This window comes from Rhizobium grahamii CCGE 502 (assembly GCF_000298315.2).
GTDB classification, from domain to species: domain Bacteria; phylum Pseudomonadota; class Alphaproteobacteria; order Rhizobiales; family Rhizobiaceae; genus Rhizobium; species Rhizobium grahamii.
The window spans coordinates 310,604-334,856 of sequence record NZ_AEYE02000013.1 but is presented as its reverse complement, the minus strand read 5'-3'; the positions used below and the strand labels follow the sequence as shown (position 1 = coordinate 334,856).

At 60.1% G+C, this 24,253-nt stretch carries 20 protein-coding genes; 16 read left to right on the top strand and 4 right to left on the bottom strand.

Annotation, left to right across the window (positions count from 1 at the left end; translation table 11 throughout):
• Nucleotides 1–5 precede the first annotated feature (5 nt).
• The 3 genes from RGCCGE502_RS11735 (at nucleotide 6) to RGCCGE502_RS11725 (ending at nucleotide 4,126) form a co-directional block, all read left to right on the top strand.
• A complete protein-coding gene (locus tag RGCCGE502_RS11735; RefSeq protein ID WP_016554380.1) occupies nucleotides 6–1,661 on the top strand; it encodes a GMC family oxidoreductase in 1,656 nt (551 codons plus the stop codon).
• 42 nt (nucleotides 1,662–1,703) lie between these two features.
• Nucleotides 1,704–2,963, top strand: a complete 1,260-nt coding sequence (locus tag RGCCGE502_RS11730; protein ID WP_016554379.1) for a glycerate kinase type-2 family protein — start codon at nucleotides 1,704–1,706, stop codon at nucleotides 2,961–2,963.
• A gap of 395 nt (nucleotides 2,964–3,358) precedes the next feature.
• A complete protein-coding gene (locus RGCCGE502_RS11725; protein ID WP_016554378.1) occupies nucleotides 3,359–4,126 on the top strand; it encodes an SDR family NAD(P)-dependent oxidoreductase in 768 nt (255 codons plus the stop codon).
• Between the two features lie 82 nt (nucleotides 4,127–4,208).
• On the opposite strand, the gene RGCCGE502_RS11720 is transcribed toward RGCCGE502_RS11725, so the two are convergent.
• Nucleotides 4,209–5,435 (bottom strand): MFS transporter, encoded by a 1,227-nt coding sequence (locus RGCCGE502_RS11720; protein WP_280114294.1) that lies wholly within the window; start codon nucleotides 5,433–5,435, stop codon nucleotides 4,209–4,211.
• 94 nt (nucleotides 5,436–5,529) lie between these two features.
• On the opposite strand from RGCCGE502_RS11720, the gene RGCCGE502_RS11715 reads away from it, so the two are divergent.
• The 10 genes from RGCCGE502_RS11715 to RGCCGE502_RS11670 all read left to right on the top strand — a co-directional run bounded on the left by RGCCGE502_RS11715 (nucleotide 5,530) and on the right by RGCCGE502_RS11670 (nucleotide 17,532).
• Nucleotides 5,530–6,348: an AraC family transcriptional regulator gene (locus RGCCGE502_RS11715; protein WP_016554376.1), complete on the top strand. Its 819-nt coding sequence runs from the start codon at nucleotides 5,530–5,532 to the stop codon at nucleotides 6,346–6,348.
• A 195-nt stretch (nucleotides 6,349–6,543) separates the two neighbouring features.
• The gene (gene glpD / locus RGCCGE502_RS11710) at nucleotides 6,544–8,061 is read left to right on the top strand and encodes a glycerol-3-phosphate dehydrogenase (protein ID WP_016554375.1); all 1,518 of its coding nucleotides are present in this window, start codon (nucleotides 6,544–6,546) and stop codon (nucleotides 8,059–8,061) included.
• Between the two features lie 41 nt (nucleotides 8,062–8,102).
• Entirely contained in the window at nucleotides 8,103–9,179 is a 1,077-nt protein-coding gene (locus tag RGCCGE502_RS11705; protein WP_016554374.1) for an ABC transporter ATP-binding protein, read from the top strand.
• A gap of 11 nt (nucleotides 9,180–9,190) precedes the next feature.
• Entirely contained in the window at nucleotides 9,191–10,261 is a 1,071-nt protein-coding gene (locus RGCCGE502_RS11700) for an ABC transporter ATP-binding protein (protein WP_016554373.1), read from the top strand.
• A 3-nt stretch (nucleotides 10,262–10,264) separates the two neighbouring features.
• Nucleotides 10,265–11,131 (top strand): carbohydrate ABC transporter permease, encoded by an 867-nt coding sequence (locus RGCCGE502_RS11695; protein WP_016554372.1) that lies wholly within the window; start codon nucleotides 10,265–10,267, stop codon nucleotides 11,129–11,131.
• 14 nt (nucleotides 11,132–11,145) lie between these two features.
• Nucleotides 11,146–11,973: a carbohydrate ABC transporter permease gene (locus RGCCGE502_RS11690; RefSeq protein WP_016554371.1), complete on the top strand. Its 828-nt coding sequence runs from the start codon at nucleotides 11,146–11,148 to the stop codon at nucleotides 11,971–11,973.
• Nucleotides 11,974–11,989: 16 nt separating this feature from the next.
• A complete protein-coding gene (locus RGCCGE502_RS11685) occupies nucleotides 11,990–12,271 on the top strand; it encodes a DUF2160 domain-containing protein (RefSeq protein WP_016554370.1) in 282 nt (93 codons plus the stop codon).
• A gap of 79 nt (nucleotides 12,272–12,350) precedes the next feature.
• Nucleotides 12,351–14,075, top strand: a complete 1,725-nt coding sequence (locus RGCCGE502_RS11680) for an ABC transporter substrate-binding protein (protein ID WP_016554369.1) — start codon at nucleotides 12,351–12,353, stop codon at nucleotides 14,073–14,075.
• A gap of 142 nt (nucleotides 14,076–14,217) precedes the next feature.
• On the top strand, nucleotides 14,218–15,732 hold the full coding sequence (gene glpK, locus RGCCGE502_RS11675) for a glycerol kinase GlpK (protein ID WP_016554368.1): 1,515 nt from the start codon (nucleotides 14,218–14,220) through the stop codon (nucleotides 15,730–15,732).
• Between the two features lie 141 nt (nucleotides 15,733–15,873).
• A complete protein-coding gene (locus RGCCGE502_RS11670) occupies nucleotides 15,874–17,532 on the top strand; it encodes a phosphoethanolamine transferase (protein ID WP_016554367.1) in 1,659 nt (552 codons plus the stop codon).
• Between the two features lie 80 nt (nucleotides 17,533–17,612).
• On the opposite strand, the gene RGCCGE502_RS11665 is transcribed toward RGCCGE502_RS11670, so the two are convergent.
• Together RGCCGE502_RS11665 and RGCCGE502_RS11660 are read right to left on the bottom strand one after the other, a co-directional pair.
• Nucleotides 17,613–17,972 (bottom strand): response regulator, encoded by a 360-nt coding sequence (locus RGCCGE502_RS11665; RefSeq protein ID WP_016554366.1) that lies wholly within the window; start codon nucleotides 17,970–17,972, stop codon nucleotides 17,613–17,615.
• A 212-nt stretch (nucleotides 17,973–18,184) separates the two neighbouring features.
• Nucleotides 18,185–18,970 carry an IclR family transcriptional regulator gene (locus tag RGCCGE502_RS11660; RefSeq protein WP_016554365.1) on the bottom strand — a complete coding sequence of 262 codons (786 nt, stop codon included), beginning with the start codon at nucleotides 18,968–18,970 and terminating at the stop codon, nucleotides 18,185–18,187.
• A gap of 165 nt (nucleotides 18,971–19,135) precedes the next feature.
• Here RGCCGE502_RS11660 and RGCCGE502_RS11655 point away from each other — a divergent pair, with 165 nt between their 5' ends.
• On the top strand, nucleotides 19,136–20,290 hold the full coding sequence (locus RGCCGE502_RS11655) for an amidohydrolase (RefSeq protein ID WP_016554364.1): 1,155 nt from the start codon (nucleotides 19,136–19,138) through the stop codon (nucleotides 20,288–20,290).
• 431 nt (nucleotides 20,291–20,721) lie between these two features.
• The gene (locus RGCCGE502_RS11650) at nucleotides 20,722–21,378 is read left to right on the top strand and encodes a CBS domain-containing protein (RefSeq protein WP_016554363.1); all 657 of its coding nucleotides are present in this window, start codon (nucleotides 20,722–20,724) and stop codon (nucleotides 21,376–21,378) included.
• Between the two features lie 10 nt (nucleotides 21,379–21,388).
• On the opposite strand, the gene RGCCGE502_RS11645 is transcribed toward RGCCGE502_RS11650, so the two are convergent.
• Nucleotides 21,389–22,501, bottom strand: coding sequence for an acetate/propionate family kinase (locus tag RGCCGE502_RS11645; RefSeq protein WP_016554362.1), 1,113 nt, complete (start codon nucleotides 22,499–22,501; stop codon nucleotides 21,389–21,391).
• 295 nt (nucleotides 22,502–22,796) lie between these two features.
• Here RGCCGE502_RS11645 and RGCCGE502_RS11640 point away from each other — a divergent pair, with 295 nt between their 5' ends.
• Nucleotides 22,797–24,236 (top strand): MFS transporter, encoded by a 1,440-nt coding sequence (locus RGCCGE502_RS11640; RefSeq protein WP_016554361.1) that lies wholly within the window; start codon nucleotides 22,797–22,799, stop codon nucleotides 24,234–24,236.
• The last annotated feature ends 17 nt before the right edge of the window (nucleotides 24,237–24,253 follow it).

Here is a 24,253-nt window from a genome sequence, read left to right as displayed (position 1 = left end):
GAAATATGCGTTTCGACTACATCATTACCGGCGCCGGCCCTGCGGGATGCGTGCTTGCCAATCGCCTCAGCGAAGATCCCAGCGTCAACGTGTTGCTGCTTGAGGCGGGTGGGGGTGATTGGAATCCGTTGTTCCACATGCCCGCGGGCTTTGCGAAGATGACGAAGGGTGTTGCGAGCTGGGGCTGGGAAACTGTGCCGCAGAAACACATGAAGGGCCGGGTGCTTCGCTATACACAGGCGAAGGTTATCGGTGGCGGCTCATCGATCAATGCCCAGCTTTATACGCGGGGCAATGCGGCAGACTACGACCTCTGGGCCAGTGAGGACGGATGTGAGGGCTGGGACTACCGCTCCATCTTGCCCTACTTCAAGCGCGCCGAAGACAATCAGCGCTTCGCCGATGATTACCACTCCTACGGCGGCCCGCTCGGTGTTTCGATGCCTGCCTCCCCGTTGCCGATCTGCGACGCCTATATCCGGGCCGGGCAGGAACTTGGGATTCCCTACAATCACGACTTCAACGGCCGGCAGCAGGCCGGTGTCGGTTTCTATCAGCTGACGCAGCGCGACCGTCGCCGGTCGTCGGCATCTCTGGCCTATCTATCCCCGATAAAGGCCCGAAAGAACCTGGTAGTCCGGACAGGCGCAAGGGTTGCGCGCATCGTCCTTGAGGGGCATCGTGCCGTCGGTGTCGAGATCGCGACGGAGCGCGGCTCCGAGATCGTTCGTGCCGAACGCGAGGTCCTTGTGTCGTCCGGTGCGATCGGGTCGCCCAAGTTGCTCCTTCAATCGGGGATAGGTCCGGCCGACCACCTCAAGTCGGTCGGGGTCAAGGTCCGCCACGATCTGCCGGGCGTCGGTGGCAACCTTCAGGACCACCTTGATCTATTCGTCATTGCCGAGTGCACGGGCGACCACACCTATGACGGGGTTGCGAAACTTCACCGAACGATCTGGGCGGGCGTTCAGTACGTGCTGTTCCGAACTGGCCCGGTCGCCTCCTCGCTCTTTGAGACCGGCGGCTTCTGGTATGCCGACCCGGATGCGCGGTCGCCGGATATCCAGTTCCACCTTGGTCTGGGCTCTGGCATCGAAGCCGGGGTCGAGCGCTTGAAAAATGCCGGGGTGACCCTGAACTCGGCCTATCTGCATCCGCGTTCGCGTGGAACCGTGAGGCTTTCCTCCGCGGATCCGGGTGCTGCGCCTCTGATCGATCCGAACTACTGGTCCGACCCGCACGACAGGGTCATGTCACTGGAAGGATTGAAGATCGCTCGTGAGATCATGCAGCAGGCGGCGCTCAAGCCGTATGTTCTGGCCGAGCGGCTGCCTGGACCGAAGGTCATGACCGACGAGCAGCTCTTCGACTATGGCTGTGCGAACGCGAAGACCGATCATCATCCGGTCGGCACCTGCAAGATGGGAACGGGACCGGAAGCTGTTGTCGGTATCGATCTGAAGGTCCATGGTCTCGAGGGGCTTCGGGTATGCGATTCGTCGGTCATGCCGCGGGTCCCATCGTGTAACACCAACGCACCGACCATCATGGTTGGCGAACGAGGCTCCGACCTTATCCGTGGACTGCCGCCGTTGCCTGCAGCGATTTTTGCTCATGAGCGCAACGAGACGCGGCCGAGGGCGAGGGCGACAGTACGCTAGACCGGGCGTTCGGACGGCGAACTTTGAAAATGGGAGTAGGGTTTGATTTCCGATCCACGTGCGTTTTTGCAAACCCTGTTTCATGAGGCGGTCAAGGCCGCGGACCCCTACGAGGCGTTGGTTCGTCATCTGCCGGATCCTCCGAAAGGCAGGACGATCGTCGTCGGGGCAGGCAAGGCAGCGAGCCAAATGGCGGCCGCATTCGAGCGGGCCTGGTCTCATCCATTTGAAGGCCTCGTCGTGGCCAGGCATGGGCCGATCGCCGAATGCCAATCGACCAAAATTCTTCAGGCGGCCCATCCCGTTCCAGATAGGGCGGGGCTTGTTGCGGCAGAAGCTCTGATAAACCACGTGCATGGGCTGACCGCCGACGATCTGGTCATCGCGCTGATATCCGGCGGCGGCTCGGCGCTTCTGCCAGCACCGCCGACCGGCTTCACCCTCGCCGACGAAAGCGCCCTCAACGAAGCGCTGCTGGCCTCCGGGGCTCCCATCTCAGGCATGAACGTGGTGCGGAAGCATTTCTCCCGCATCAAGGGAGGACGGCTTGCTGCGCTTGCCCACCCTGCCAGGGTCGTCAGCCTTGTTGTTTCCGATGTTCCCGGAGACAATCCGGCTTTTGTGGCGTCAGGGCCGACCGTTCCGGACAACAGCGATGCGGAGGAGGCGCTGCGAGTGATCCGGGACTATCGGATAGATCTTTCGGCGCGCGTCATCGATTGTATTCGAAATGCCAGAGCGCCACGCGCCGGCGACAGCGCCTTCGCGAACAATGAGGTTCATGTGATTGCCTCGGCGCGGGTGTCCCTGGAGGCGGCCGCTGACCGGGCGAGGTCCTTAGGTGTGCAACCTTTGATTCTCTCGGATTCGATCGAAGGAGAGGCGAAGGATATCGGCCGGATGCATGCGGCCCTCGCTCGCGAGTTTTGGGCAAGGCCTTCCGCTTCCAAGCCGCTCGTGCTGCTTTCCGGCGGCGAAACAACCGTGAGTATCGGAGCCGGAACGTACGGCAAGGGCGGGCGAAACTCCGAACTGCTTCTCTCTGCGGCGATCGATCTGCAGGGGTTCGAGGGGGTCGTGGCGATGGCTGCGGATACCGACGGCATCGACGGTTCGGAAGACAATGCCGGCGCGTTCTGCGACGGCGGAACAGTGGCGCGGATCAGAAGTGCGGGCGGCGATGCGCGCGCGTTCCTGGCGGGTCATGATGCGTGGTCGGCCTTCAACCTTGCGGGCGATCTCTTTGCGCCGGGTCCGACCGGTACCAACGTGAATGACTTCCGCGCGTTTCTTATAGCGTAGCGTTATAGGAAGACATCAGCCTTAGCGTGTGCCGGCTATGAACGCGTTGCGTGACGCGTCCGGGCAATCAAATCAGCGCGCCGCAGGCAGGCACGCGAGATGCACTCGACGCCTAAGTCTTTGTTGTGTTTGAGAAGCCCGCCCCAGGCCCCTCGGGGGCGGGCTCTACCGATCCGGACCCCTTCCGGACCGCGGCTGATGGTGAGCCGCTGGAAATACAAATGCCCGGTGTTGCGCGATGAGACAACCGAAAGCTGTTCTGTTGGTTATTTGGTAAGGTTACCGACAGAGACCTGTGTGTGGACATCCGGCCGGACTCTCTTCAACACTGCATACGGGCGCGCTCCTCGACGGCGAGCGAGTGACGGCGGAACAAAGGGAACAAGGGATAGGTCATGGTCGATCGGCTAAAGGGGAAAGTCGCAATCATTTCAGGTGGCGCAACGGGCATGGGCGGGGCGGCATCGCGGCTCTTCGCTGCCGAGGGCGCCAAAGTGGCGATCATCGACCGAAATGAAGCCGCGGCACGGCAAACAGCGGAGGAAATCCGCGCAGTTGGTCATGTGGCGGAGTATTGGGTAGCCGATGTGTCCGAAGAGGCTGCCGTGATCCAGGCGGTGAAGGACGTGGAGGAAAAGTTCGGCGCGGTCACCGTGCTCTTCAATCATGCCGGCACGATTGTCATCAAGCCGTTTCTGGAAACGACGCTCGACGAGTGGGAGTGGCTCCATGCGGTCAATGTGCGTTCGATGTTTCTGATGACGCGGGCCGTTCTGCCGGGGATGATCGCCGCGGGCGGCGGCTCCATCGTCTGCACATCATCGATCTCGGCCGTGGCTGCGACGCCGATGGAAGTGCTTTACGACACAACGAAGGGAGCGGTGCATATGTTCGCGCGCGCGATCGGGGTGGAGTTCAGGGACCGGAACATTCGCTGCAATGCCGTCTGCCCCGGGTTCATCCGCACACCGCACGGATTGCGCGAGGTGAGCGAATTGCAGAAGCTTGGCGTCGATGTCTCGGACGCTGCCATCGCCGCTCAGCAGGGTCGGATCGGCGAGCCAGAGGACGTGGCGCGCGCCGCGCTCTACCTCGCCAGTGACGAGTCGATGTTCGTGAACGGCGCGCACCTCTTCGTCGATAATGGGTTCACCGCTATCTAGGTGCGGGTGACTTAACAGCGCAAAAAATAAGGGCCGAGATCGTCATCTCGGCCCTGGTCATTTGTGCGCTGCGTGAGCTCGCTTACTTGGCCGTTTTCGCGGCGTGGCGGCGGCCCTTGCCGATATCGGGTAGGAAGATGGTCAGCAGGCCAAGCAGCGGCAGATATGAGCAGATCTTGTAGACGAACTCGATGCCCATGTGGTCGGCCACCATACCGAGGCCCGCGGCGCCGATGCCCCCGATCCCGAAGGCAAAGCCGAAGAACAGACCGGCGATCATGCCAACGCGACCGGGCACCAACTCCTGCGCAAAGACAACAATGGCCGAGAAGGCGGAGGCCAGGATGACGCCGATCAGGAAGGTCAGGAAGACCGTCCAGTTGTAGTCGGCATAGGGCAGGGCAAGTGTAAAGGGCAGCGCGCCGAGGATCGAGAACCAGATCACAAACTTGGTGCCGAACCAGTCAACGATGGGACCCCCAGCAACGGTGCCGATAGCGACCGCGCCGAGAAACACGAACAGCAGAATCTGCGCGTGCTGCACGGAGACGCCGAAGCGCTCGATCATGTAGAAGGTGTAGTAGCTCGACAGGCTCGTCATGTAGACGTATTTCGAAAACACCAGCAGCGCGAGGATGCCGATCGCCGTGATGACCTTCGCGCGCGGGAGGTGTAAAGCAGGTACCGCTGCCTTGCGGCCGGCATTGCTCCTGCGGTGGTCGGCATACCAGGCGCCGACGCGCCACAGGATGATAATGCCTGTCAAGGCGATGAGCGAGAACCATGCAACGCTATGCTGGCCGCGCGGCAACACGATGAACGCCGCGAGAAGCGGCCCGATCGCAGTGCCGAAATTGCCGCCAACCTGGAACAGCGACTGGGCAAGGCCATGCCGGCCGCCCGATGCCAGCCGAGCGACGCGGGAGGATTCGGGATGGAACACCGCCGAACCGAGGCCGACGACACCCGCACCGACGAGCAGAACCCAATAAGCGTGCGCATAGGCGAGCAGCACCAGGCCGATCAGCGTGAAGCCCATGCCGACAGCCAATGAGTAAGGCAAGGGGCGCTTGTCGGTGTAGATACCGATCAGCGGCTGCAGCAGCGAGGCGGTGACCTGGAACACGAGGCCAAGGAAGCCGATCTGCGTGAAGTCGAGGCCGTAGCCATCCTTGATCATCGGATAGAGGGCAGGGATCAGCGACTGCATGGTATCATTGAGGAGATGGCAGAAGCTCACCGCCATTATGATGCCGAAAACCGTCTGTTCCGCAGAGTGCCGCTCTGCCCTAATTGCGCTGTCTGTCACGATTCTACTCCGTCCTTTGACGATCCGGAGATAGACGACTTGTGGATGTCCCGCTTTCGTGTTTTGGTCTTGTTATTTCGCGAGTGGGCCAAAAATGACAAAATCTGGACAGCGGCTGGCGCTAAGCGAGTTGGCCAGGCTCCACGTGGAGCGTCTTGCTGCTATTGAGGCTGCCTCGGAGCCGGTCTACGCGATCCCCTCTGAATATCCGGCCGGCTATCATGTGAAGGCTCACAGCCATAGCCGCGCACAGTTTGTCTATGCCAGCGCGGGTGTCCTGATGGTGTCATCCGTACAAGGACGGTGGATGGTGCCGCCAGAGCATGCGCTATGGATTCCGGCAGGGCTCGTCCATACCGTCGATATGCTGGGTGACGTCGCCATGCTCTCGGCCTATGTCGCGCCGAGTGCCTTGGCGGATCCTCCAACGGCCATCCGCGTCGTCGCTCTCACAGATCTTGCTCGAGCTTTGATCATAGAGGCCGTCGCGCCGGCAGACGCCGGGAGCGGTCGGCACGATCTTGTCATGGCGCTCTTGCTCGAGGAGGTCCTGCGACTACCCGATCGCCCGCTGGGACTGCCATTTCCGTCCGATACGCGTCTGGCGGCGCTTTGCCGTGGCTTTATGGAGAATCCGAGTGCGCGGCTGGTGATCGACGACTGGGCCGAGCGCCTTGCCATGAGCCGACGCGCGTTTACGCGATTCTTTCGGAAGGAAACGGGAATTAGTCTTTCGACGTGGCGGCAGCAGGCGGCCGTATTTACCGCATTACCACGCCTCGCAGCCGGGGAGGCGGTCACCGCCGTCGCACTCGATCTTGGCTACGAGAGCGTTGCCGCCTTCATTACGATGTTCAGGCGCATGCTGGGGACTGCCCCGCGAGGCTATTTCAAAACGCCTGAAAACCCCTGATTTGCAGGCCGGAATGTGCACCTATCACCCGCTGTTCATTCCGAGTATTACGTTTACGTTCACGGAAAATCTGTGGGTTTCCGAAATTCGGATAACATTCGTTTGACATTCGGATAATCTTCGTTTTAACTGCATTTACTTTCGCAACTGCGCAAGCATGTTGCGTTGCGGCATATTCTGGCTCGGAGGGGGAACGTGAGCCGTCAGATTCACGATCTTTTCATTATCGGTGGTGGCATCAATGGCTGCGGAATCGCGCGAGACGCGGTCGGGCGCGGCTATTCGGTCGCGCTTGCCGAGATGAACGATTTCGCCTCGGGCACGTCCTCCGGCGCGACCAAGCTCATTCATGGCGGCTTGCGATATCTCGAGCATTACGAGTTTCGTCTGGTGCGCGAATCGCTGATGGAGCGCGAAGTGCTCTGGGCGATGGCGCCGCACATCATCTGGCCGATGCGCTTCGTGCTGCCCTATCATAAGGGCGGTATCCGCCCGGCATGGCTCATCCGGCTTGGACTGTTTCTCTATGACCATCTCGGCGGTCGCAAGCTGCTCCCGCCCACGGCGGTCCTCGACATGCGACGGGATCCAGCGGGAAAGCCGCTGAAGGCGCTTTTCACCAAGGCCTTCGAGTATTCGGATGGCTGGGTTGATGATGCGCGCATGGTCGTTCTCAATGCGCGGGACGCCGCGGACCGCGGTGCGCTGATCATGCCTCGGACGAAAGTCGTTTCCGCGCGGCGCGAGAACGGCTTATGGTCCATCGAGACGACAGACACCGTGAGCGGGCAGGCGAACAGCTTTCAGGCGCGGATGCTGGTGAATGCCGCCGGGCCCTGGGTCGATCACGTCATTCGTGCGGCCTTCGGGCAGAACGAGGCGCACCATGTGCGGCTCGTACAGGGCAGCCATATCATCGTGAAGAAGAAGTTCGACGATCCGCGGGCCTATTTCTTCCAGAATCCGGATAACCGCATCATCTTTGCGATCCCCTACGAGCAGGACTTCACGCTGATCGGCACCACCGACCGCGACTACTCGGCCGATCCGAAGGATGTGAAAATATCCGAGGAAGAGACGACCTATCTCTGCAACGCGGCAAGCGAATATTTCAAAGAACCGGTGCGGCCGGACGACATCGTCTGGACCTATTCGGCGGTGCGCCCGCTATTCGATGACGGCGCCTCGAAGGCGCAAGAGGCAACCCGCGACTACGTTCTGAAAGTCGAAGACGAGGGTGAAAGCGCCCCGCTGCTCAACGTCTTTGGCGGCAAGCTCACCACTTACCGGCGCCTTTCCGAGCATGCCTTGGAAAAGATCGCGTCGGCGATCGGTTCGAAAGGCGCGCCATGGACAGCGAAGAGCCATCTGCCCGGCGGCGATTTTCCCGCAACCGGCTATGAGGCGGAAGTGACGAAGCTGAAGGGCCGTTATGGCTTCCTGGCCGACCGCCACGCGCGCCGACTGGTGCGCCGCTACGGTACGAAGGCGTCGGTCCTGCTTGGGCAAGCGGCCAGCACCGAGGGTCTCGGGCACTGTTTTGGTGGCGATCTCTACGAGGCGGAGGTTCGCTATCTCATTGATCACGAATGGGCCAGAAGCGCAGACGATGTGCTCTGGCGGAGAACGAAGGACGGCCTGCGTCTAACCAAGGACCAGGCTGTGCTTTTGGAGGAGTACATGGCCGCACGACCGGCACAGATGGCTGGTTGAAGCGGTAATGTCCCCGCTGTTGAGGAGGCACGGGAACCGGAATGCTTGAGTTGCGGAACGCCGCGAAGATGGTGGGTGGCGAATATCATGTCCACGCGACCGATCTTGCGTTTGAAAAAGGCACGTTGAATGTGCTGCTGGGACCGACGCTGTCCGGCAAGACGTCGCTGATGCGACTGATGGCCGGGCTCGATCGACCGACGAGCGGTTCAGTCCACTTCGACGGTGTGGATGTGACCGGCATGCCGGTGCAGAAGCGCAACGTCGCGATGGTCTACCAGCAGTTTATCAATTATCCGGCTCTGACGGTCTACGAGAACATCGCCTCGCCGATGCGCATCGCCGGCAAAGATGCAGCGACGATCGATCGCGAGGTGCGAAAGGCGGCCGAGTTGCTTCGCCTCAGCCCCTATCTGGATCGAACGCCGCTCAATCTTTCGGGCGGCCAGCAGCAGCGCACGGCGCTTGCCCGTGCTCTCGTCAAGAACGCCAGCCTGGTTCTGATGGACGAGCCGCTTGCAAACCTCGACTACAAGCTGCGCGAGGAACTGCGGGCCGAGTTGCCGCGCATCTTTGCGCAATCCGGCGCCATCTTCGTCTACGCGACGACCGAGCCCTCCGAGGCGCTTCTGCTCGGCGGTAACACGGCGACGCTTTCTGAAGGACGTGTGACACAGTTCGGGCCGACGATCTCCGTCTATCGAAACCCGCGCGATCTCGTGACCGCGAAAACATTCGCCGATCCGCCGCTCAATTTCATCGATGTCGTCAAGGCTGGCAGTGTGTTTCGGCGCAAGGAGGTCGATATCCTGCCCGTGCCTGCGCATCTGGCCGGAATGGCAAACGGATCCGTCACCATTGCTTTCCACCCGCACCACCTCGGTCTTTCACCGCAGACGTCAGCCGCGGCAAGGTTGCAGGCTCGCACGCAAGTTTCGGAGATCACTGGTTCCGAGAGCTTCGTGCATCTGGATTTCGATGGCATCCGCTGGGTCATGCTCGCCCACGGCATCCACAACATCGATCCGGACACCGAGGTCGACATCTATCTGGACACACGTCACGTCATGGCCTTTGGCACCGATGGCCATGCCATTGTAACCGGCGTTCAGGCGTAAGGGAGAAGGACATGGCACGCATCACGCTCGACCACATCCGTCACGCCTATGGACCGAACCCGACGTCGGACAAAGATTACGCATTGCGCGAAGTCGATCATGAATGGAGGGATGGGGGCGCCTACGCGCTCCTCGGACCGTCCGGTTGCGGAAAGACGACGCTGCTCAACATCATTTCCGGCCTGCTGCAGCCATCGCATGGCCGCATCCTGTTCGACGGAAACGATGTGACGAACCTCTCGACACAGGCGCGCAATATCGCACAGGTGTTCCAGTTCCCTGTCATTTACGACACGATGACCGTCTACGACAATCTGGCCTTTCCGCTGCGCAACCGCGGCGTCGCCGAGCCGGAAGTGGACCGCCGCGTCCGGGAGATCCTCGAGATGATCGATCTCGGAGGGATGGCCAAGCGCAAGGCGCAGGGATTGACCGCCGACCAGAAGCAAAAGATCTCGCTCGGCCGTGGACTCGTGCGCAACGATGTCAACGCGATCCTGTTCGACGAGCCTCTGACGGTCATCGACCCGCATATGAAATGGGTGCTGCGCTCGCAGCTGAAGCGGCTGCACAAGCAATTCGGCTTCACGATGGTCTATGTGACGCACGATCAGACCGAGGCGCTGACTTTCGCCGACAAGGTCGTCGTCATGTACGAGGGTGAAATCGTCCAGATCGGGACGCCGGCGGAGCTTTTCGAGCGTCCCAGCCACACCTTCGTTGGCTATTTCATCGGCTCGCCGGGCATGAATGTGCTGCCCGCACAGCTGCAGGGCAATGCGGTTCGCATCGGCAATGAAACGCTGTCGCTAGACTATGCGCCGCAAACAGCCGCCGGTGCGAAGACGGAACTCGGAATCCGTCCGGAGTTCATCAATATCGGCCGCGAAGGAATGCCAGTCACCGTCAACAGGGTTGAGGATATCGGCCGACAGAAGATCGTGCGCGCGACCTTTGCGGGGCAACCGATCGCCATTGTCGTAACGGAAGACTCGGAAATCCCCGCGGATGCGCGGGTGAGCTTCGATCCGGCTGCAATCAATATTTACGCCAATTCCTGGCGCGTCGGCAGGGAGGGCTGAGCCGTGGAAAAGACCTGGAATAACAAAGCCTGGTTTCTGGTTCTGCCGGTTTTGGTGCTGGTCGCCTTCTCGGCGGTCATTCCACTGATGACGGTCGTGAACTATTCGGTTCAGGACACGTTCGGCAACAACGAGTTCTTCTGGGCGGGCACCGACTGGTTCGTGCAGACGCTCCACTCCGACCGCTTTTGGGCGGCACTGCAGCGGAACCTGATCTTCTCGCTGATCATCCTGGCGCTCGAAATCCCGCTTGGCATCTTCATCGCGCTCAACATGCCGAAGAAGGGCCTCGGCGTTCCCGTCTGCCTCGTGCTGATGGCGCTGCCGCTGCTCATTCCGTGGAACGTGGTCGGCACCATCTGGCAGGTTTTCGGCCGTGTCGATATCGGCCTGCTCGGCCATACGCTCGAGGCGATGGGGTTTGACTACAACTACGTTCGCGATCCGCTCGATGCCTGGATTACGGTTATCCTCATGGACGTCTGGCACTGGACGAGCCTCGTCGTACTCTTGTGCTATGCCGGCCTCGTTTCGATCCCTGACGCCTACTATCAGGCGGCGAAGATCGACGGTGCATCACGCTGGTCGGTGTTCCGCTACATCCAGCTGCCGAAGATGAACCGCGTGCTTCTGATCGCCGTGCTGCTACGCTTCATGGACAGCTTCATGATCTACACCGAACCTTTCGTCGTCACCGGCGGCGGCCCCGGCAACTCGACGACGTTCCTGTCGATCGACCTCGTGAAGATGGCCGTCGGCCAGTTCGACCTCGGTCCCGCGGCGGCAATGTCGATCATCTACTTCCTGATCATCCTGCTGCTGTCGTGGATCTTCTACACCGTCATGACCAGCAGCGACGCGAACGCCTGAGAAAGGAGAGGACCATGGCTCAGACAATGAAATACAAGCCTGCGGGCAACTTCTCCTGGGTCGTTTCGACGATCTACATCATCTTCCTGCTGCTGCCGATCTATTGGCTCGTCAACATGAGCTTCAAGGAGAATGCCGAGATCACCGGCGCCTTCTCGCTCTGGCCGAAGAACCCGACGCTCGGGAACTATATGGTGATCTTCACCGATCCGTCCTGGTACAACGGCTACATCAACTCGATCATCTACGTGGTGATGAACACGGTGATCTCGGTGCTGGCAGCGCTGCCGGCGGCCTACGCCTTCTCTCGCTACCGGTTCCTCGGCGACAAGCATCTGTTCTTCTGGCTGCTGACGAACCGGATGGCACCGCCGGCGGTCTTCGCGCTCCCGTTCTTCCAACTCTACTCAGCCTTCGGACTGATCGATACGCATATAGCTGTCGCACTTGCGCACTGCTTGTTCAACGTGCCGCTGGCCGTCTGGATCTTGGAAGGCTTCATGTCCGGCGTGCCGAAGGAAATCGACGAGACCGCCTACATCGACGGCTATTCCTTCCCGCGCTTCTTCGTGAAGATCTTCATGCCGCTGATCGCATCGGGCATCGGTGTCGCCGCCTTCTTCTGCTTCATGTTCTCGTGGGTGGAATTGCTGCTGGCGCGCACCCTGACGACAACCGCGGCCAAGCCGATCTCGGCAATCATGACGCGTACCGTGTCAGCCGCTGGCATGGACTGGGGTGTGCTGGCGGCAGCCGGCGTGCTGACCATCGTTCCCGGCGCGCTCGTCATCTACTTCGTCCGCAACTACATCGCCAAGGGCTTCGCGCTCGGCCGCGTCTGACAAGGGAGAACCACTCATGAACTTTTCCTGGATGGCGTGGACGCTGCCGACCGCATTGTTTTTCCTGACGATCCTCGCGCTGCTTGTTGGCATGAGCATCTGGGAGTATTTCGCGCCGGGCGGTTCGCCGCGCGTCGGAATCCTCAGGTTCGAAACCACGCGCGGAGACCGGCTCTTCGTATCGCTGCTTGGCGCAGCATACATTCATCTCGCATGGCTGGGGCTTATCGGACCCAACCTGTGGTGGGCTCTTGCCCTTTCCGTAGTCTACGCCATCGGCGTCTTCCGCTACGTGTGACGGCAGGAAAAGACAGATGGCCGGGGGTACTGGCCGCCTGAAAACGTGAAAACTGCAATCGCAACCCTGGGAGGATATCATGCGAAGGCACTTACTAACGACAACAGCAGGCATCTTGCTGGCCATGGCGGGCTCCGCCTATGCCGGCATGGACGAGGCAAAGTCTTTCCTGGACAAGGAGGTCGGTGACCTCTCGACGCTTTCCCGCGCCGACCAGGAAAAGGAAATGCAGTGGTTCATCGATGCGGGCAAGCCTTTTGCCGGCATGGACATCAAGGTCGTTTCCGAAACCCTGACGACACACGAGTATGAATCGAAGGTTCTGGCGCCTGCCTTTACGGCAATCACCGGTATCAAGGTTACCCATGACCTTATCGGCGAAGGCGACGTCGTCGAAAAGCTGCAGACGCAAATGCAGTCCGGCGAGAACATCTATGACGCCTATGTCAACGACTCTGACCTGATCGGCACCCATTGGCGCTACCAGCAGGCCCGCTCGCTGACCGACTGGATGGCCAACGAAGGCAAGGATGTCACCAACCCGGGACTCGACATCAACGACTTCATCGGCACCAAGTTCACGACCGCGCCGGACAAGAAGCTCTACCAGCTTCCTGACCAGCAGTTCGCGAACCTCTACTGGTTCCGGTACGACTGGTTCAACGACGAGAAGAACAAGGCCGACTTCAAGGCGAAGTACGGCTACGATCTCGGCGTTCCGGTCAACTGGTCTGCCTATGAGGACATCGCCGAATTCTTCACCGGCCGTGAAGTCAACGGCAAGAAGGTCTTCGGCCATATGGACTATGGCAAGAAGGACCCGTCGCTTGGATGGCGCTTCACCGACGCCTGGCTGTCGATGGCCGGCAACGGCGACAAGGGCCTTCCGAACGGTCTTCCCGTCGACGAATGGGGCATCAAGGTCGACGAGAACTCGCGTCCTGTTGGTTCATGCGTTGCACGTGGCGGCGACACGAACGGCCCGGCTGCAGTCTATTCGATCCAGAAGTACCTGGATTGGTTGAAGGCCTATGCCCCGCCGGCAGCGCAGGGCATGAACTTCTCCGAATCCGGCCCCGTGCCGGCGCAGGGCGAAGTGGCTCAGCAGATCTTCTGGTACACCGCCTTTACGGCTGATGCCGTCAAGCCGGGCCTGCCCGTCGTCAACGAGGACGGCACGCCGAAGTGGCGCATGGCTCCGAGCCCGCACGGTGTCTACTGGAAGGACGGCATGAAGCTCGGCTATCAGGACGTCGGTTCCTGGACGCTGATGAAATCGACGCCTGACGACCGCGCCAAGGCCGCATGGCTCTATGCGCAGTTCGTGACGTCGAAGACGGTCGACGTGAAGAAGAGCCATGTCGGTCTCACCTTCATCCGCGAATCCACCATTCGCGACAAGAGCTTCACGGAGCGCGCTCCGAAGCTCGGCGGTCTGATCGAGTTCTATCGCTCGCCGGCTCGCGTTCAGTGGTCGCCGACTGGTACGAACGTTCCTGATTATCCGAAGCTTGCTCAGCTTTGGTGGCAGGCCGTTGGCGATGCGTCTTCCGGCGCCAAGACCGCTCAGGAAGCCATGGATTCGCTTTGCGCCGAGCAGGAAAAGGTCCTGCAGCGCCTGGAGCGCGCCAAGGTCCAGGGCGACATCGGTCCGAAGCTCGCCGAAGAGCATGATCTCGAATACTGGAACAAGGACGCGGTCGCCAAGGGCAACCTCGCTCCCCAGCTGAAGATCGAGAACGAGAAGGAAAAGCCGGTTACCGTCAACTACGACGAACTGGTCAAGAGCTGGCAGTCGAACTGATCAGCGCTCGGTCGGGTACGAGGCCCGGCCGATAGCAATGCCGGCGGCGCTAAGCCGCCGTCGGCACCCACCACGATAAGAAATGACCTAATGAGCTGGCGCGTTTGCGGCGGCAGGGCGAACTATTGCGCCGGAGAAGACCATGAGCGGCCATATTCTCGCGATCGACCAAGGCACGACGTCCTCGCGCGCGATCGTCTTCGACGCCGGGATGAAGATGATCTCCTCAGCACAGGAGGAGATCAAGCAATCCTATCCCCAACCGGGCTGGGTCGAACATGACCCGGACGAAATCTGGACCACGGTAGCCAATACGGCCCGGCAAGCTTTGGGAAGTTCCAATGTTCCGGTCACCGATATCGCTGCGATCGGGATTACCAACCAACGCGAGACGACTGTTGTCTGGGAACGCAAGTCGGGTAGGGCGCTCTACAAGGCCATCGTATGGCAGGACCGGCGCACCGCTGAAGTCTGCGACAGTCTCAAGGCTGACGGCTACGAGAAGCTTTTCAACGCGAAGACCGGTCTGCTGCTTGACCCCTATTTTTCCGGGACAAAGCTGCGCTGGCTGCTCGACAACGTCGAAGGACTGCGGGACCGCGCCGAAGCCGGCGAAGTTTGCTTTGGCACCGTCGATAGCTGGCTGATCTTCAATTTGACCGGCGGGCGGGTTCACGCGACCGATGCCACCAACGCGTCGCGAACGCTGCTTTTCAATATCACCGAGGGTCGGTGGGACGAGGAGCTTCTCGGCCTTCTCCGGATCCCGGCATCGATGCTTCCGGAGGTCAAGGATTGTGCCGACGATTTCGGCGTCACCGATCGCGAGATCTTCGGAGCGTCCATTCGGATCCTTGGTGTAGCCGGCGACCAGCAGGCGGCAACCATCGGCAATGCTTGCTTCAAGCCCGGCATGATGAAATCAACTTATGGCACCGGTTGTTTTGCTCTCCTCAATACCGGCCAAGACTGCGTGGCCTCTAGCAACAGGATGATTACGACGGTCGCTTACCGGCTTGCCGGCCAGACGACCTATGCGCTGGAAGGCTCGATTTTTATCGCTGGCGCAGCGGTGCAATGGCTGCGCGACGGCCTTGGTCTTATTTCGCACGCCTCGGAGAGCGGTGCACTGGCGACGCGAGCCGACCCAAGCCAACACGTCTACGTCGTGCCGGCCTTCACGGGGCTCGGCGCACCGTATTGGGATCCGGAGGCGCGTGGCGCGATTTTTGGTTTGACCCGAAACAGCGGCCCGGCGGAGCTGGCGCATGCGGTGCTCGAATCCGTCGCCTACCAGACGCTCGATCTCCTGATCGCGATGCGGAAAGATTGGGGCGGCCATCACATCGAGACGGTCTTGCGGGTCGATGGCGGCATGGCGAGTTCCGACTGGACGATGCAGCGTGTTGCCGATGTTGTCGGCAATCTGGTTGACCGATCTGCCGTTGTCGAGACAACGGCTCTGGGTGCGGCCTGGCTCGCGGGGTCCAGAGCTGCGGTCTGGCCGGACCAGGAGGAATTTGGAAGCGCCTGGGCTTGCAACCGCCGATTCCAGCCGTCGATGCAGGAGACCGAGAGGCAGACGAAAATCGCGGGCTGGCGTAATGCTGTGTCTCGTACGCTGTCGGGCTCGCAATATGGCAGTCCGCTGGCCTGAATGGGCATCGTCTCGCCATGAAGTCTTCAGGTGGCTGTCAGAAAATCCGGCCATGGCTGGCGAATATTGTCGGCAGCCATGAATTACTTCTGGTCCAATCCTGGTTTCGTCGACGCCAAATTTTGACGCGGAGACGACCAATTGAACGAGAATGCCACCAAGGTCCGCCTGATCGACCGGCGACCTGAAATCGGCAGCGTGACGCTTTGCTTTGCCACCACTCTCTACCTGCTCTTTGTGACAAACCGCTCGTTTTGGAGTACGGCCTACGGCGATTTTGCGACTGATTACCTGTCGTTTGTACTTTTTGTGATCGGGATTTCCGCAGTCTGCATGGCAGTCGTGACTGCCTTCTCCGCCAAGTACCTCACCAAACCTTTCTTGATCTTTTTTGTGCTCGCAGCCGCCGCGGGTTCCTGGTTTACTGATCAGTTCGGTGTGATCGTCGACAAGGAGATGATCCGCAACGCTGCTGTGTCAACGGGCGCGGAGGCGGGGCATCTGATAACGGTGCGGTTTGCGTTGCATATGCTGTTGGCCGGAGTATTGCCGTCGCTGATGATTAGCTGGGTGCGTATCCGCCATCGTCCGGTGCTGTCCAAGCTTGCTCATAATACGGGCGTGATCCTGGCCTGCCTGGCGGTTTTCGCCGTCGTCGGCTTCGGCGATTATAGGGCCTTTGCCGGGGTCGGGCGTGCGCACCGGGACATCCTCGATCGACTGAACCCATTTTTGCCGATTACCAACACCATTCGCTTTGCCGTTTCGTCGGAAGAGGATGCGCGGGTCGTCGCGGCGCCGCTTGGCACGGATGCACACAGGATCAACACAGCCGGTCTCAACAAGCCACGTGTGACAATCATAGTCGCTGGCGAGACGGCCCGTGCCGACGATTTCTCGCTGGGCGGCTACCAGCGCAAGACGAATCCTGAACTTGAAAAGCAGAACGTCGTCTATTTTCCGAATACGACGAGCTGCGGCACAGCGACGGCAGTCTCCATCCCGTGCATGTTCTCCGTCTATCCGCGCACTGCCTATACGCATCGCAAGGGCCTTGCGACCGAGAACCTGCTCGACGTGCTGAGCCACGCAAAGGTTGACGTCTCCTGGATGGACAATGATACCGGCAGCTACCACGTTACTGACCGGGTTGCCTACACCTCGCTGCCGAAGTCCGCCGACCCACGCTTTTGCAAGGACGGTGAGTGCCTCGATGGTATCCTGCTCGACCAGGTCGACGATTGGCTCGATCATGTGAAGGGCGACAGTGTATTGGTCCTGCACCAACTCGGTAGCCACGGGCCGGCCTACTTTGCTCGTTATCCCGACGAGTATAGGCGTTTCGTTCCAGACTGCAGGGCCAACGACTTTGGCAGCTGCACGGCCCAAGAGATTACCAATGCCTACGACAATACGATCCTCTACACCGATCACGTGGTTTCAAGTGTCATCGATAGGCTGAAGCAACATTCCGACAAAGTTGCGGGTGCGGCGATTTACCTTTCGGACCATGGGGAATCGCTTGGCGAGAACGGGATCTACCTGCATGGCGCGCCCTATATCGTGGCGCCGTCGCAGCAGACCCACGTGCCGTTCCTCGTATGGGTCGGCGACGATCTCGCGAAATCCGCTGGCTTCGATATGAGTTGCATGGCCAAGCAAGCAGACGAAGGCCGTTCGCACGACAACTTCTTCCACAGCGTGCTCGGGCTCATGGACGTGACGACCAAGGTCTATGATCCACACCTTGACGTGTTCGCCGCGTGCCGGCGGACGGACAAGGTCGCGAGCATCCGATGATGACCACGTGGCGTAGGGAGGAAGGCCGGTTGAGCTAATCACGCTCGGATGGCCGCTCTTTCAGGCGGCCAGTTCACGTCTCAGTGCTTGCAGTTTGCCGCCTTCATGCGCTCGGAAAGCTCCGAGAGCCCGAAGGGCTTCACCAGGAAATCGTCCGCGCCGCTCCGGAGGCCCTCGATCTGGTCAGAGGCCTGGTCGTGCGCGGTGAGAATGATGACAGGAACGGAGTTTGCCTTTCTCCGGAGGGCCTTCAACAGCGTCAGGCCGTTGCCGTCGGGCAGGCGCAGATCGAGCAGGATCACGCCGTAGTTGCCGGTTTCGGCGGCTTGCGTCGCCTCCGCGAGATTGAGACACCAGTCGACTGAATGACCGTCGGCTGCGATGTGGTCACGCACCGCGTCGCCCAACAGGATGTTGTCCTCGACCAACAATACGTTCACGCGCTGTCTCCACTACTGCATGCCTGCTGTGCGACAGCGTGCGCAGTCACAATGAGGGTTCGTTTGGCGTCGCTTTTGCGCCGCAAGGATTTCTAATGAGATCGTTAGCTGACAGCGGCCTTAAACATGCGTGCCGAATTGGGTTGTTGAAGTATGGACTGCAAAAACTGCATCTTCAGCAGGACTGTCGAGCCAGAAATAAGTTCTGGTCCTCAGCCGGGTGTTTTGACGTCCGAGCCGGCGAGCAACGAAAGCTCGCTGGCCGTCTTCATCACCATTGTTATGGTTTGGCTGATATCCGGTGCAGCAGGCGCGTTGACCAGCGCGATATAGGGGCAGGTGAGGGCCGCTATGCAGCGCCCGTCCGGGCCAAGAATCGGTGCCGATAGGTTGTGAACGCCTGCCGTTTGGGCGCTGGCCATCATTTCGTAGCCGCGTTCGCGAATAAGGGCGAGATGCCGGTAGAAACCCGGTTCGAGCTTCACCTCCTCGCGGCTGCGCGCGTGTTCCGCGATCATCATCTGGCGCTCCTCGTCACTTTTGAAGGCGAGAAGCACGTGGCCGGAACCGGTATCGAAAAGACTCATATGCGAGCCGACGCGGATCGAGATACCCCAATAGTCCGGTGCCTCGTGTTGGGCGATCACCACTGCCGAGCCGCGATCAAAGACGACGAGGTGGTTCGCCTGTTTTGTCCGCTGCGCGAGGTCGCGCATCAGTGGCGTGGCGAAGGACGCCAGTCGACGCGTTGGCGCATGCAACTGCGACAGGCCGAATAGCTTGAGCGTGAGAGTGAACCGGTCTCCCTCGAGCTTTGTCACATAGCCGCGTCGGACGAGCCGGTCGAGCATTCGATAGAATTCGTTGGGGCTGCGATCGAGACGCTTGGCGATTTCTGCCTGAGTCAGGCCTTGCTCGACGCCCGCCAGAAGCTCAAGGATATCGAGCCCTTTATCCAGCGCCGGTGCGCGGTACCGATCAGCGTCGTCTGCTTGCATCAACTTCTCCTGTGAATGCTACTTTACATATACAAATGCACAGACGCGGGAAAGCGAGGAAACCGGATGCAGTGTCGCGCGGCCGGTTCTGTCGACTATGGATGTGGAAGAGGCTAGGTTCGTTGCCGTTCCATTTCGCTTCACGTGTTGCCAGGATTTTCGACGATGTTTCTGACGGATGAAGAGTTCAGTGTAATCAAGGCGTTTCGGCGGGAGCTTCACCGTCATCCGGAGATATCCGGTAAGGAGGCACAAACGGCGTTGCGTGTGGAAGAAGCACTTGGACTCACTGGACCTGACGGCATCGTTACCGGCATCGGCGGACACGGCCTGGCAGCTGTCTTCGAAGGAACGGAGCCGGGGCCGACCGTCTTGATCCGTGCGGAACTGGACGGCCTGCCGATCGAGGAAATCTCTGACGCGGCGCATCGCTCTGCCATACCCGGCCGGGGGCACCTCTGCGGTCACGACGGTCACATGGCGATCCTTATGGCGGTCGCGAAGGGGTTGGGGCAGATGCGGCCAGCCCGCGGGCGCGCAATCCTGATGTTCCAACCGGCCGAAGAAAACGGCGCGGGCGCAGCGGCCGTACTTGCGGATCCCAAGTTTGCCGCCTTAACGCCGGATCTATCGCTGTCACTTCATAATTTCCCGGGTGTTCGGCTTGGCCATGTCCTTCTCAATGAGGGGCCTGTCAACTGCGCCTCGCGCGGAATGAAGATCGTTTTGAAAGGCAAGACGTCGCACGCTTCCTATCCGGAGCAGGGCATCGCACCGACTTTCGCGATGGCGCGCTTGCTCGGTGATTTGACGTCGCTCGGCAACAATGGTCCGCTGGGGCCGGATTACTCGTTGGTTACGGTCACGCATGCGCGTCTCGGTGAACCGGCCTTTGGTATCAGTCCTGGAGAGGCGCAGATCTGGGCAACCCTACGGACATTGACCGATGAAGCCATGACCGCCCTGGTTTCACGCGCGGAGGAACTGGTTCGGACTGAGGCAGATACTGGACACCTGCAGGTGGAGATCAGCTACGAGGACGTGTTCCATCAATGCTACAACTCTGCCGAAGCGGTGGCGGAGTTGCGGCGCGCGCTGGATGACGAGGGCGTGAGCCATGACGCAACAAGCAGAATGTTGCCGATGAAAGCATCCGAAGATTTCGGTCTGTTCCGAACCGTGGCACCGGCCGCGATGTTCTTTCTCGGCGCCGGCGAAGGTCATCCGCGGCTGCACAACCCGGATTACGATTTTCCCGATGAGTTGATTGCCATCGGTTCGGGCGTTTTCATGCGAGCCATCAGAAACATCCTCGGATGAACTGACGCCTACCCTGAAGGAGTCGTTGAAGATTCGGACACCCGGATTGAAGATTGCCGCCTGTGACGCCTGCCAGAAAGTTGGTTGGGTACCAGGGCAAAGCAATGATCCGTAACCTGTCATCCAGTGTTCGCCGCTGATCGATCGTCTTCGCGCGCGTCGCTGGATGACGAACTCCTTGTTGGTGGCGCTCGGGCTGTAGGTGGCCGGATCCAGCAACAGATACCGCCACCTGCCGAGCAAAACTCACAGTCGTTCAATAGTCCTGTAAGACTGGCGAAACTAATCCCTCAGGTTGAAATTAAGTCTCCGATCATTGATCGACAGCCGCGTGGAATTGCGCAATAGTCGCAGCATCAGGCGCGCGTCCAGCAGAGCGAGAATCGCGTGCCGGCACCATTCGACTTCCTCCAGAGCGCAATGGGTTTCACATGTTTGCTCAAGACATCATGAACACCGACATCACGACGATCAGCGCCGATAGCAGCGTGCATCAGGCAATCGACCTCATGGTGGCCAAGGATATCAGTGGTCTGCCCGTCATCGACAATGATGGCAACCTCTGTGGCCTCTTAACGGAGGGAGACCTGATGCGGCGGATCGAGTTTGGTGGCGGTCGATTGGCTGGCAACTCCGATAACGCATCGCTCGTCGATTTCGACGACTATATCCGCAGCCGCAGTTGGCGCGTATCCGATGTCATGTCCGCAAGCGTCATCAGCGTTGCACCGGATGCGCCGGCCGCCGCCATTGCCGAACTGATGTTCCAGCACAAGGTCAAGCGTGTCCCCGTCGTCAGCGACAAGCGGCTCCTTGGCATCGTCAGTCGCGTCGATCTCCTCAAGGCGATCGTTGCAGCGCCGAAGGAGAGAACAGCAAGTGGTGACGATGCGCTTGCGCGTGCCATTCGCGCTCGACTGCAGGGCGATCTCGGTCTCGAGACGGATGCGATCAAGGTATCGGTTCAGGATTCCAGGGCCATCCTGGAAGGAACGGTATCCAGCGAACTGGAACGTCGTGCGATCCGGGTGCTGGTTGAGAACGTCAAGGGTGTCAACGGCTTCATCGACAAGCTGAACCTAACCTGATCTGACGTCCTCAGGCTGCGGAGCGGAGCAGCTTTTTCGCGTGCGTGGCCATCATGCGTTCCTCGTTCGTAGGGATCACCACTACCTTGAAATCGCCGAGGAAGCGCAGCCTTGCAAGGATCGCTTCGCGAACGGGAGCAGCGTGCTCGCCAATCCCACCCGTGAAGACGACCGCGTCGATCCCGCCCATGGAGACGGCCATCATTGCTGCGTATTGCGCAGCTTTCAGCGCAAAGTATTCGAGTGCGAAAGTCGCCTGCGGATCCTCGCTTTGAAGCAGCGCCTCGACGTCGTTGGTAAGACCGGACAACCCCTTTAAGCCGGAACGCTCGTAGAGGATATCCTGGACGGTTTCGACGCCAAGATCCAGGTCGTGAAGCATATAGAGGATGGCGCCTGGGTCCATTGACCCGCTTCGCGTCCCCATCGGAATGCCGTCGAGCGCGGTCATGCTCATTGTCGTATCGACGCTGACGCCTGCCTTTAGCGCACAGAGGCTGGCGCCGTTGCCGAGGTGTCCGATGACAACTCGACCCGCATGCAGATCCGGATAGTCTCTAGCCAGCACCTGCGAGATCCATTCATACGAAAGCCCGTGGAAGCCATAGCGGCGAATGCCCTTGTCGCGCATATCCTGTGGCAGCGCGAAGCTACGTGCCAATTTGTCGTGCCCCGCGTGAAAGGCGGTGTCGAAGCAGGCAATATCCGGCGCGCCGCTCGCCAATCGCGCCGAAGCGGTGATGCCGGCGAGATTGTGTGGTTGGTGAAGCGGCGCCAACGGGATCAGTGCTTCAAGACGGCGCATGACCTCGGGCGTAACCACAACGGGTTCGGCGAAATCCTGCCCACCGTGTACGACGCGATGGACAACTGCGGCCGTCCGCCAGGCATGATCATGGTCGCGGATAAGATTCATCACAGCGCTCAGGGCTCTGTCGTGATCGGTGTCCGCGGGCAGGGAAGTTCTCGTCTCCCGCCCGTTGGGCAGTTTGGCGCGCATTTCGGGCGTGTCGCCGATGCCGGTGACCTTGCCGCTCATCAGCACGGTTAGATCCGGTTCCTCGAAGATCTGGAACTTCAGGCTCGACGAGCCGGTGTTGAGAACAAGCAGCGTTTCGTTCATCGACTTGTGCCCCAATCGGGTGAAGATAATACGGCGCCAGGCTGCCCCCGTTGTTCCGCCACGGTGGCTGCAGAAGCAATAGCTGTCAAATTGTTTCTGTTTCGAAATTTCGCGCGCAGCGTGTTGCTTGCGGCGTGATCGGATGGACTCCAGAGAGAAAAGTCCTTTGAGATTTCAGGATTTTCTCTTTCCGTGCTGCGCCGATCGGCCTATCTAGCAGAAGTGCCGTTCGGCACGTGTCGGACGCCGCCTCCCGCGCGCTGTCCGCATATTCAGGTTCCACATCGGCAGATCAATGACAACTATTCAGACGACAGAGAAGGACGATGTGGAGAGTATCCGAAAGGCGAAGATCGTTGCGCTGGTCGTCGCCGTTTCGTTTTTCATGCAGATTCTGGATGGAACCATCGTCACCACGTCACTGCCGCAGATGGCCGCGAGTTTCGGCGTTCAGCCGGTATCAATGAGTATTGGCATTACCGTCTACATGCTGACGATGGCGGCCTTCATTCCCCTCTCGGGATGGCTTGGGGACCGATATGGCGCAAGGCGCATCTTCCTGACGTCGATTGCCGTCTTCACCATTGCCTCGCTGTTTTGCGGTCTGGCCAGTGGTCTGGGCGAGTTTGTCGTTGCGCGTGCCGTCCAAGGCGCGGGCAGCGCGTTGATGACACCTGTCGGACGGATCATTGTCCTGAAGAATGCTCGAAAGTCGGAGCTCGTTCAGGCGATCGCGCTCATTACCTGGCCGGCGCTGACAGCTCCGGTTATCGGGCCGCTGCTCGGCAGCTTCATCACAACCTATGCCAGCTGGCACTGGAATTTCCTCATCAACCTGCCGATCGGCGTTCTCGGCATGGCGCTGGTTCTGCGTTTCGTGCCGGAACAGCGCGAAGAGGATGCCGGCCGGCTGGATGTGCTGGGGTTCATCCTTAGCGCAGGCGGCTTGACCTTTCTGCTCGCAGCGCTGGAACTCTCCGTCAAATGGGATGGCGGCCTGTTTCCGATCCTTTCGATGCTCACGGCGGGCATCTTGCTGTCGGTCATGGCGACAAGACACTTCCTACGGGTTACCAATCCGCTGCTCGAGCTCTCTGCTTTCAAGGTGCAGACCTATGCGATGGCGACGCTTTCGGCTGGGACGGCAAGCCGCGTCGCCATCAATGCGACGCCGTTTCTCCTGCCGTTGCTCTTTCAGCTCGGCTTTGGATTGAGTTCAATCGAGGCCGGCGCCTATCTGCTGGTCTATTTTCTCGGAAATCTCGGCATGAAGGCCGTGACAACGCCGCTGCTCGCGAAGCTTGGATTTCGCACGGTGCTCTTCGGCAACGGCTTGATTGCCGCTCTGTCGATTGCGGCTTGCGGCTTTCTCGTGCCAGCGACACCACGCTTCATCATTTATGCATTGCTGATGGTTGCCGGCCTCTCGCGGTCGATGGAGTTTACGGCACTGAATACGCTGGCCTTTGCCGATATCAATCCGGCGCAACGCAGTTCGGCGTCTACGCTGTCGAGCATGTTGCAGCAGGTTGCAATGCTGCTCGGCGTCGCAATCGCGGCAGCGGCGCTCAACGTTTCGGTCTCCTTGCGCGGTGTCGAGGGGCCGGGGCTCGCCGATTTTCGCTGGGCGTTTCTTGTCGTCGGTGCGATCGGCATCATATCGTCTCTGCGCTTCTTGCAACTGGCGCCGGATGCCGGCGCCGAAGTGTCGGGTCACAAGATCGGCACGAAATAGCTTGTGCCTTGCAATCG

Coding starts and splice junctions, on each gene's coding strand:
- RGCCGE502_RS11705 (WP_016554374.1), top strand. CDS start 8,103: ATGCTTGAGTTGCGGAACGCCGCGAAGATGGTGGGTGGCGAATATCAT.
- RGCCGE502_RS11655 (WP_016554364.1), top strand. CDS start 19,136: ATGTTTCTGACGGATGAAGAGTTCAGTGTAATCAAGGCGTTTCGGCGG.
- RGCCGE502_RS11680 (WP_016554369.1), top strand. CDS start 12,351: ATGCGAAGGCACTTACTAACGACAACAGCAGGCATCTTGCTGGCCATG.
- glpK (WP_016554368.1), top strand. CDS start 14,218: ATGAGCGGCCATATTCTCGCGATCGACCAAGGCACGACGTCCTCGCGC.
- RGCCGE502_RS11645 (WP_016554362.1), bottom strand. CDS start 22,501: ATGAACGAAACGCTGCTTGTTCTCAACACCGGCTCGTCGAGCCTGAAG.
- RGCCGE502_RS11640 (WP_016554361.1), top strand. CDS start 22,797: ATGACAACTATTCAGACGACAGAGAAGGACGATGTGGAGAGTATCCGA.
- RGCCGE502_RS11660 (WP_016554365.1), bottom strand. CDS start 18,970: ATGCAAGCAGACGACGCTGATCGGTACCGCGCACCGGCGCTGGATAAA.
- RGCCGE502_RS11690 (WP_016554371.1), top strand. CDS start 11,146: ATGGCTCAGACAATGAAATACAAGCCTGCGGGCAACTTCTCCTGGGTC.
- RGCCGE502_RS11715 (WP_016554376.1), top strand. CDS start 5,530: ATGACAAAATCTGGACAGCGGCTGGCGCTAAGCGAGTTGGCCAGGCTC.
- RGCCGE502_RS11650 (WP_016554363.1), top strand. CDS start 20,722: ATGTTTGCTCAAGACATCATGAACACCGACATCACGACGATCAGCGCC.
- RGCCGE502_RS11725 (WP_016554378.1), top strand. CDS start 3,359: ATGGTCGATCGGCTAAAGGGGAAAGTCGCAATCATTTCAGGTGGCGCA.
- RGCCGE502_RS11735 (WP_016554380.1), top strand. CDS start 6: ATGCGTTTCGACTACATCATTACCGGCGCCGGCCCTGCGGGATGCGTG.
- RGCCGE502_RS11685 (WP_016554370.1), top strand. CDS start 11,990: ATGAACTTTTCCTGGATGGCGTGGACGCTGCCGACCGCATTGTTTTTC.
- RGCCGE502_RS11700 (WP_016554373.1), top strand. CDS start 9,191: ATGGCACGCATCACGCTCGACCACATCCGTCACGCCTATGGACCGAAC.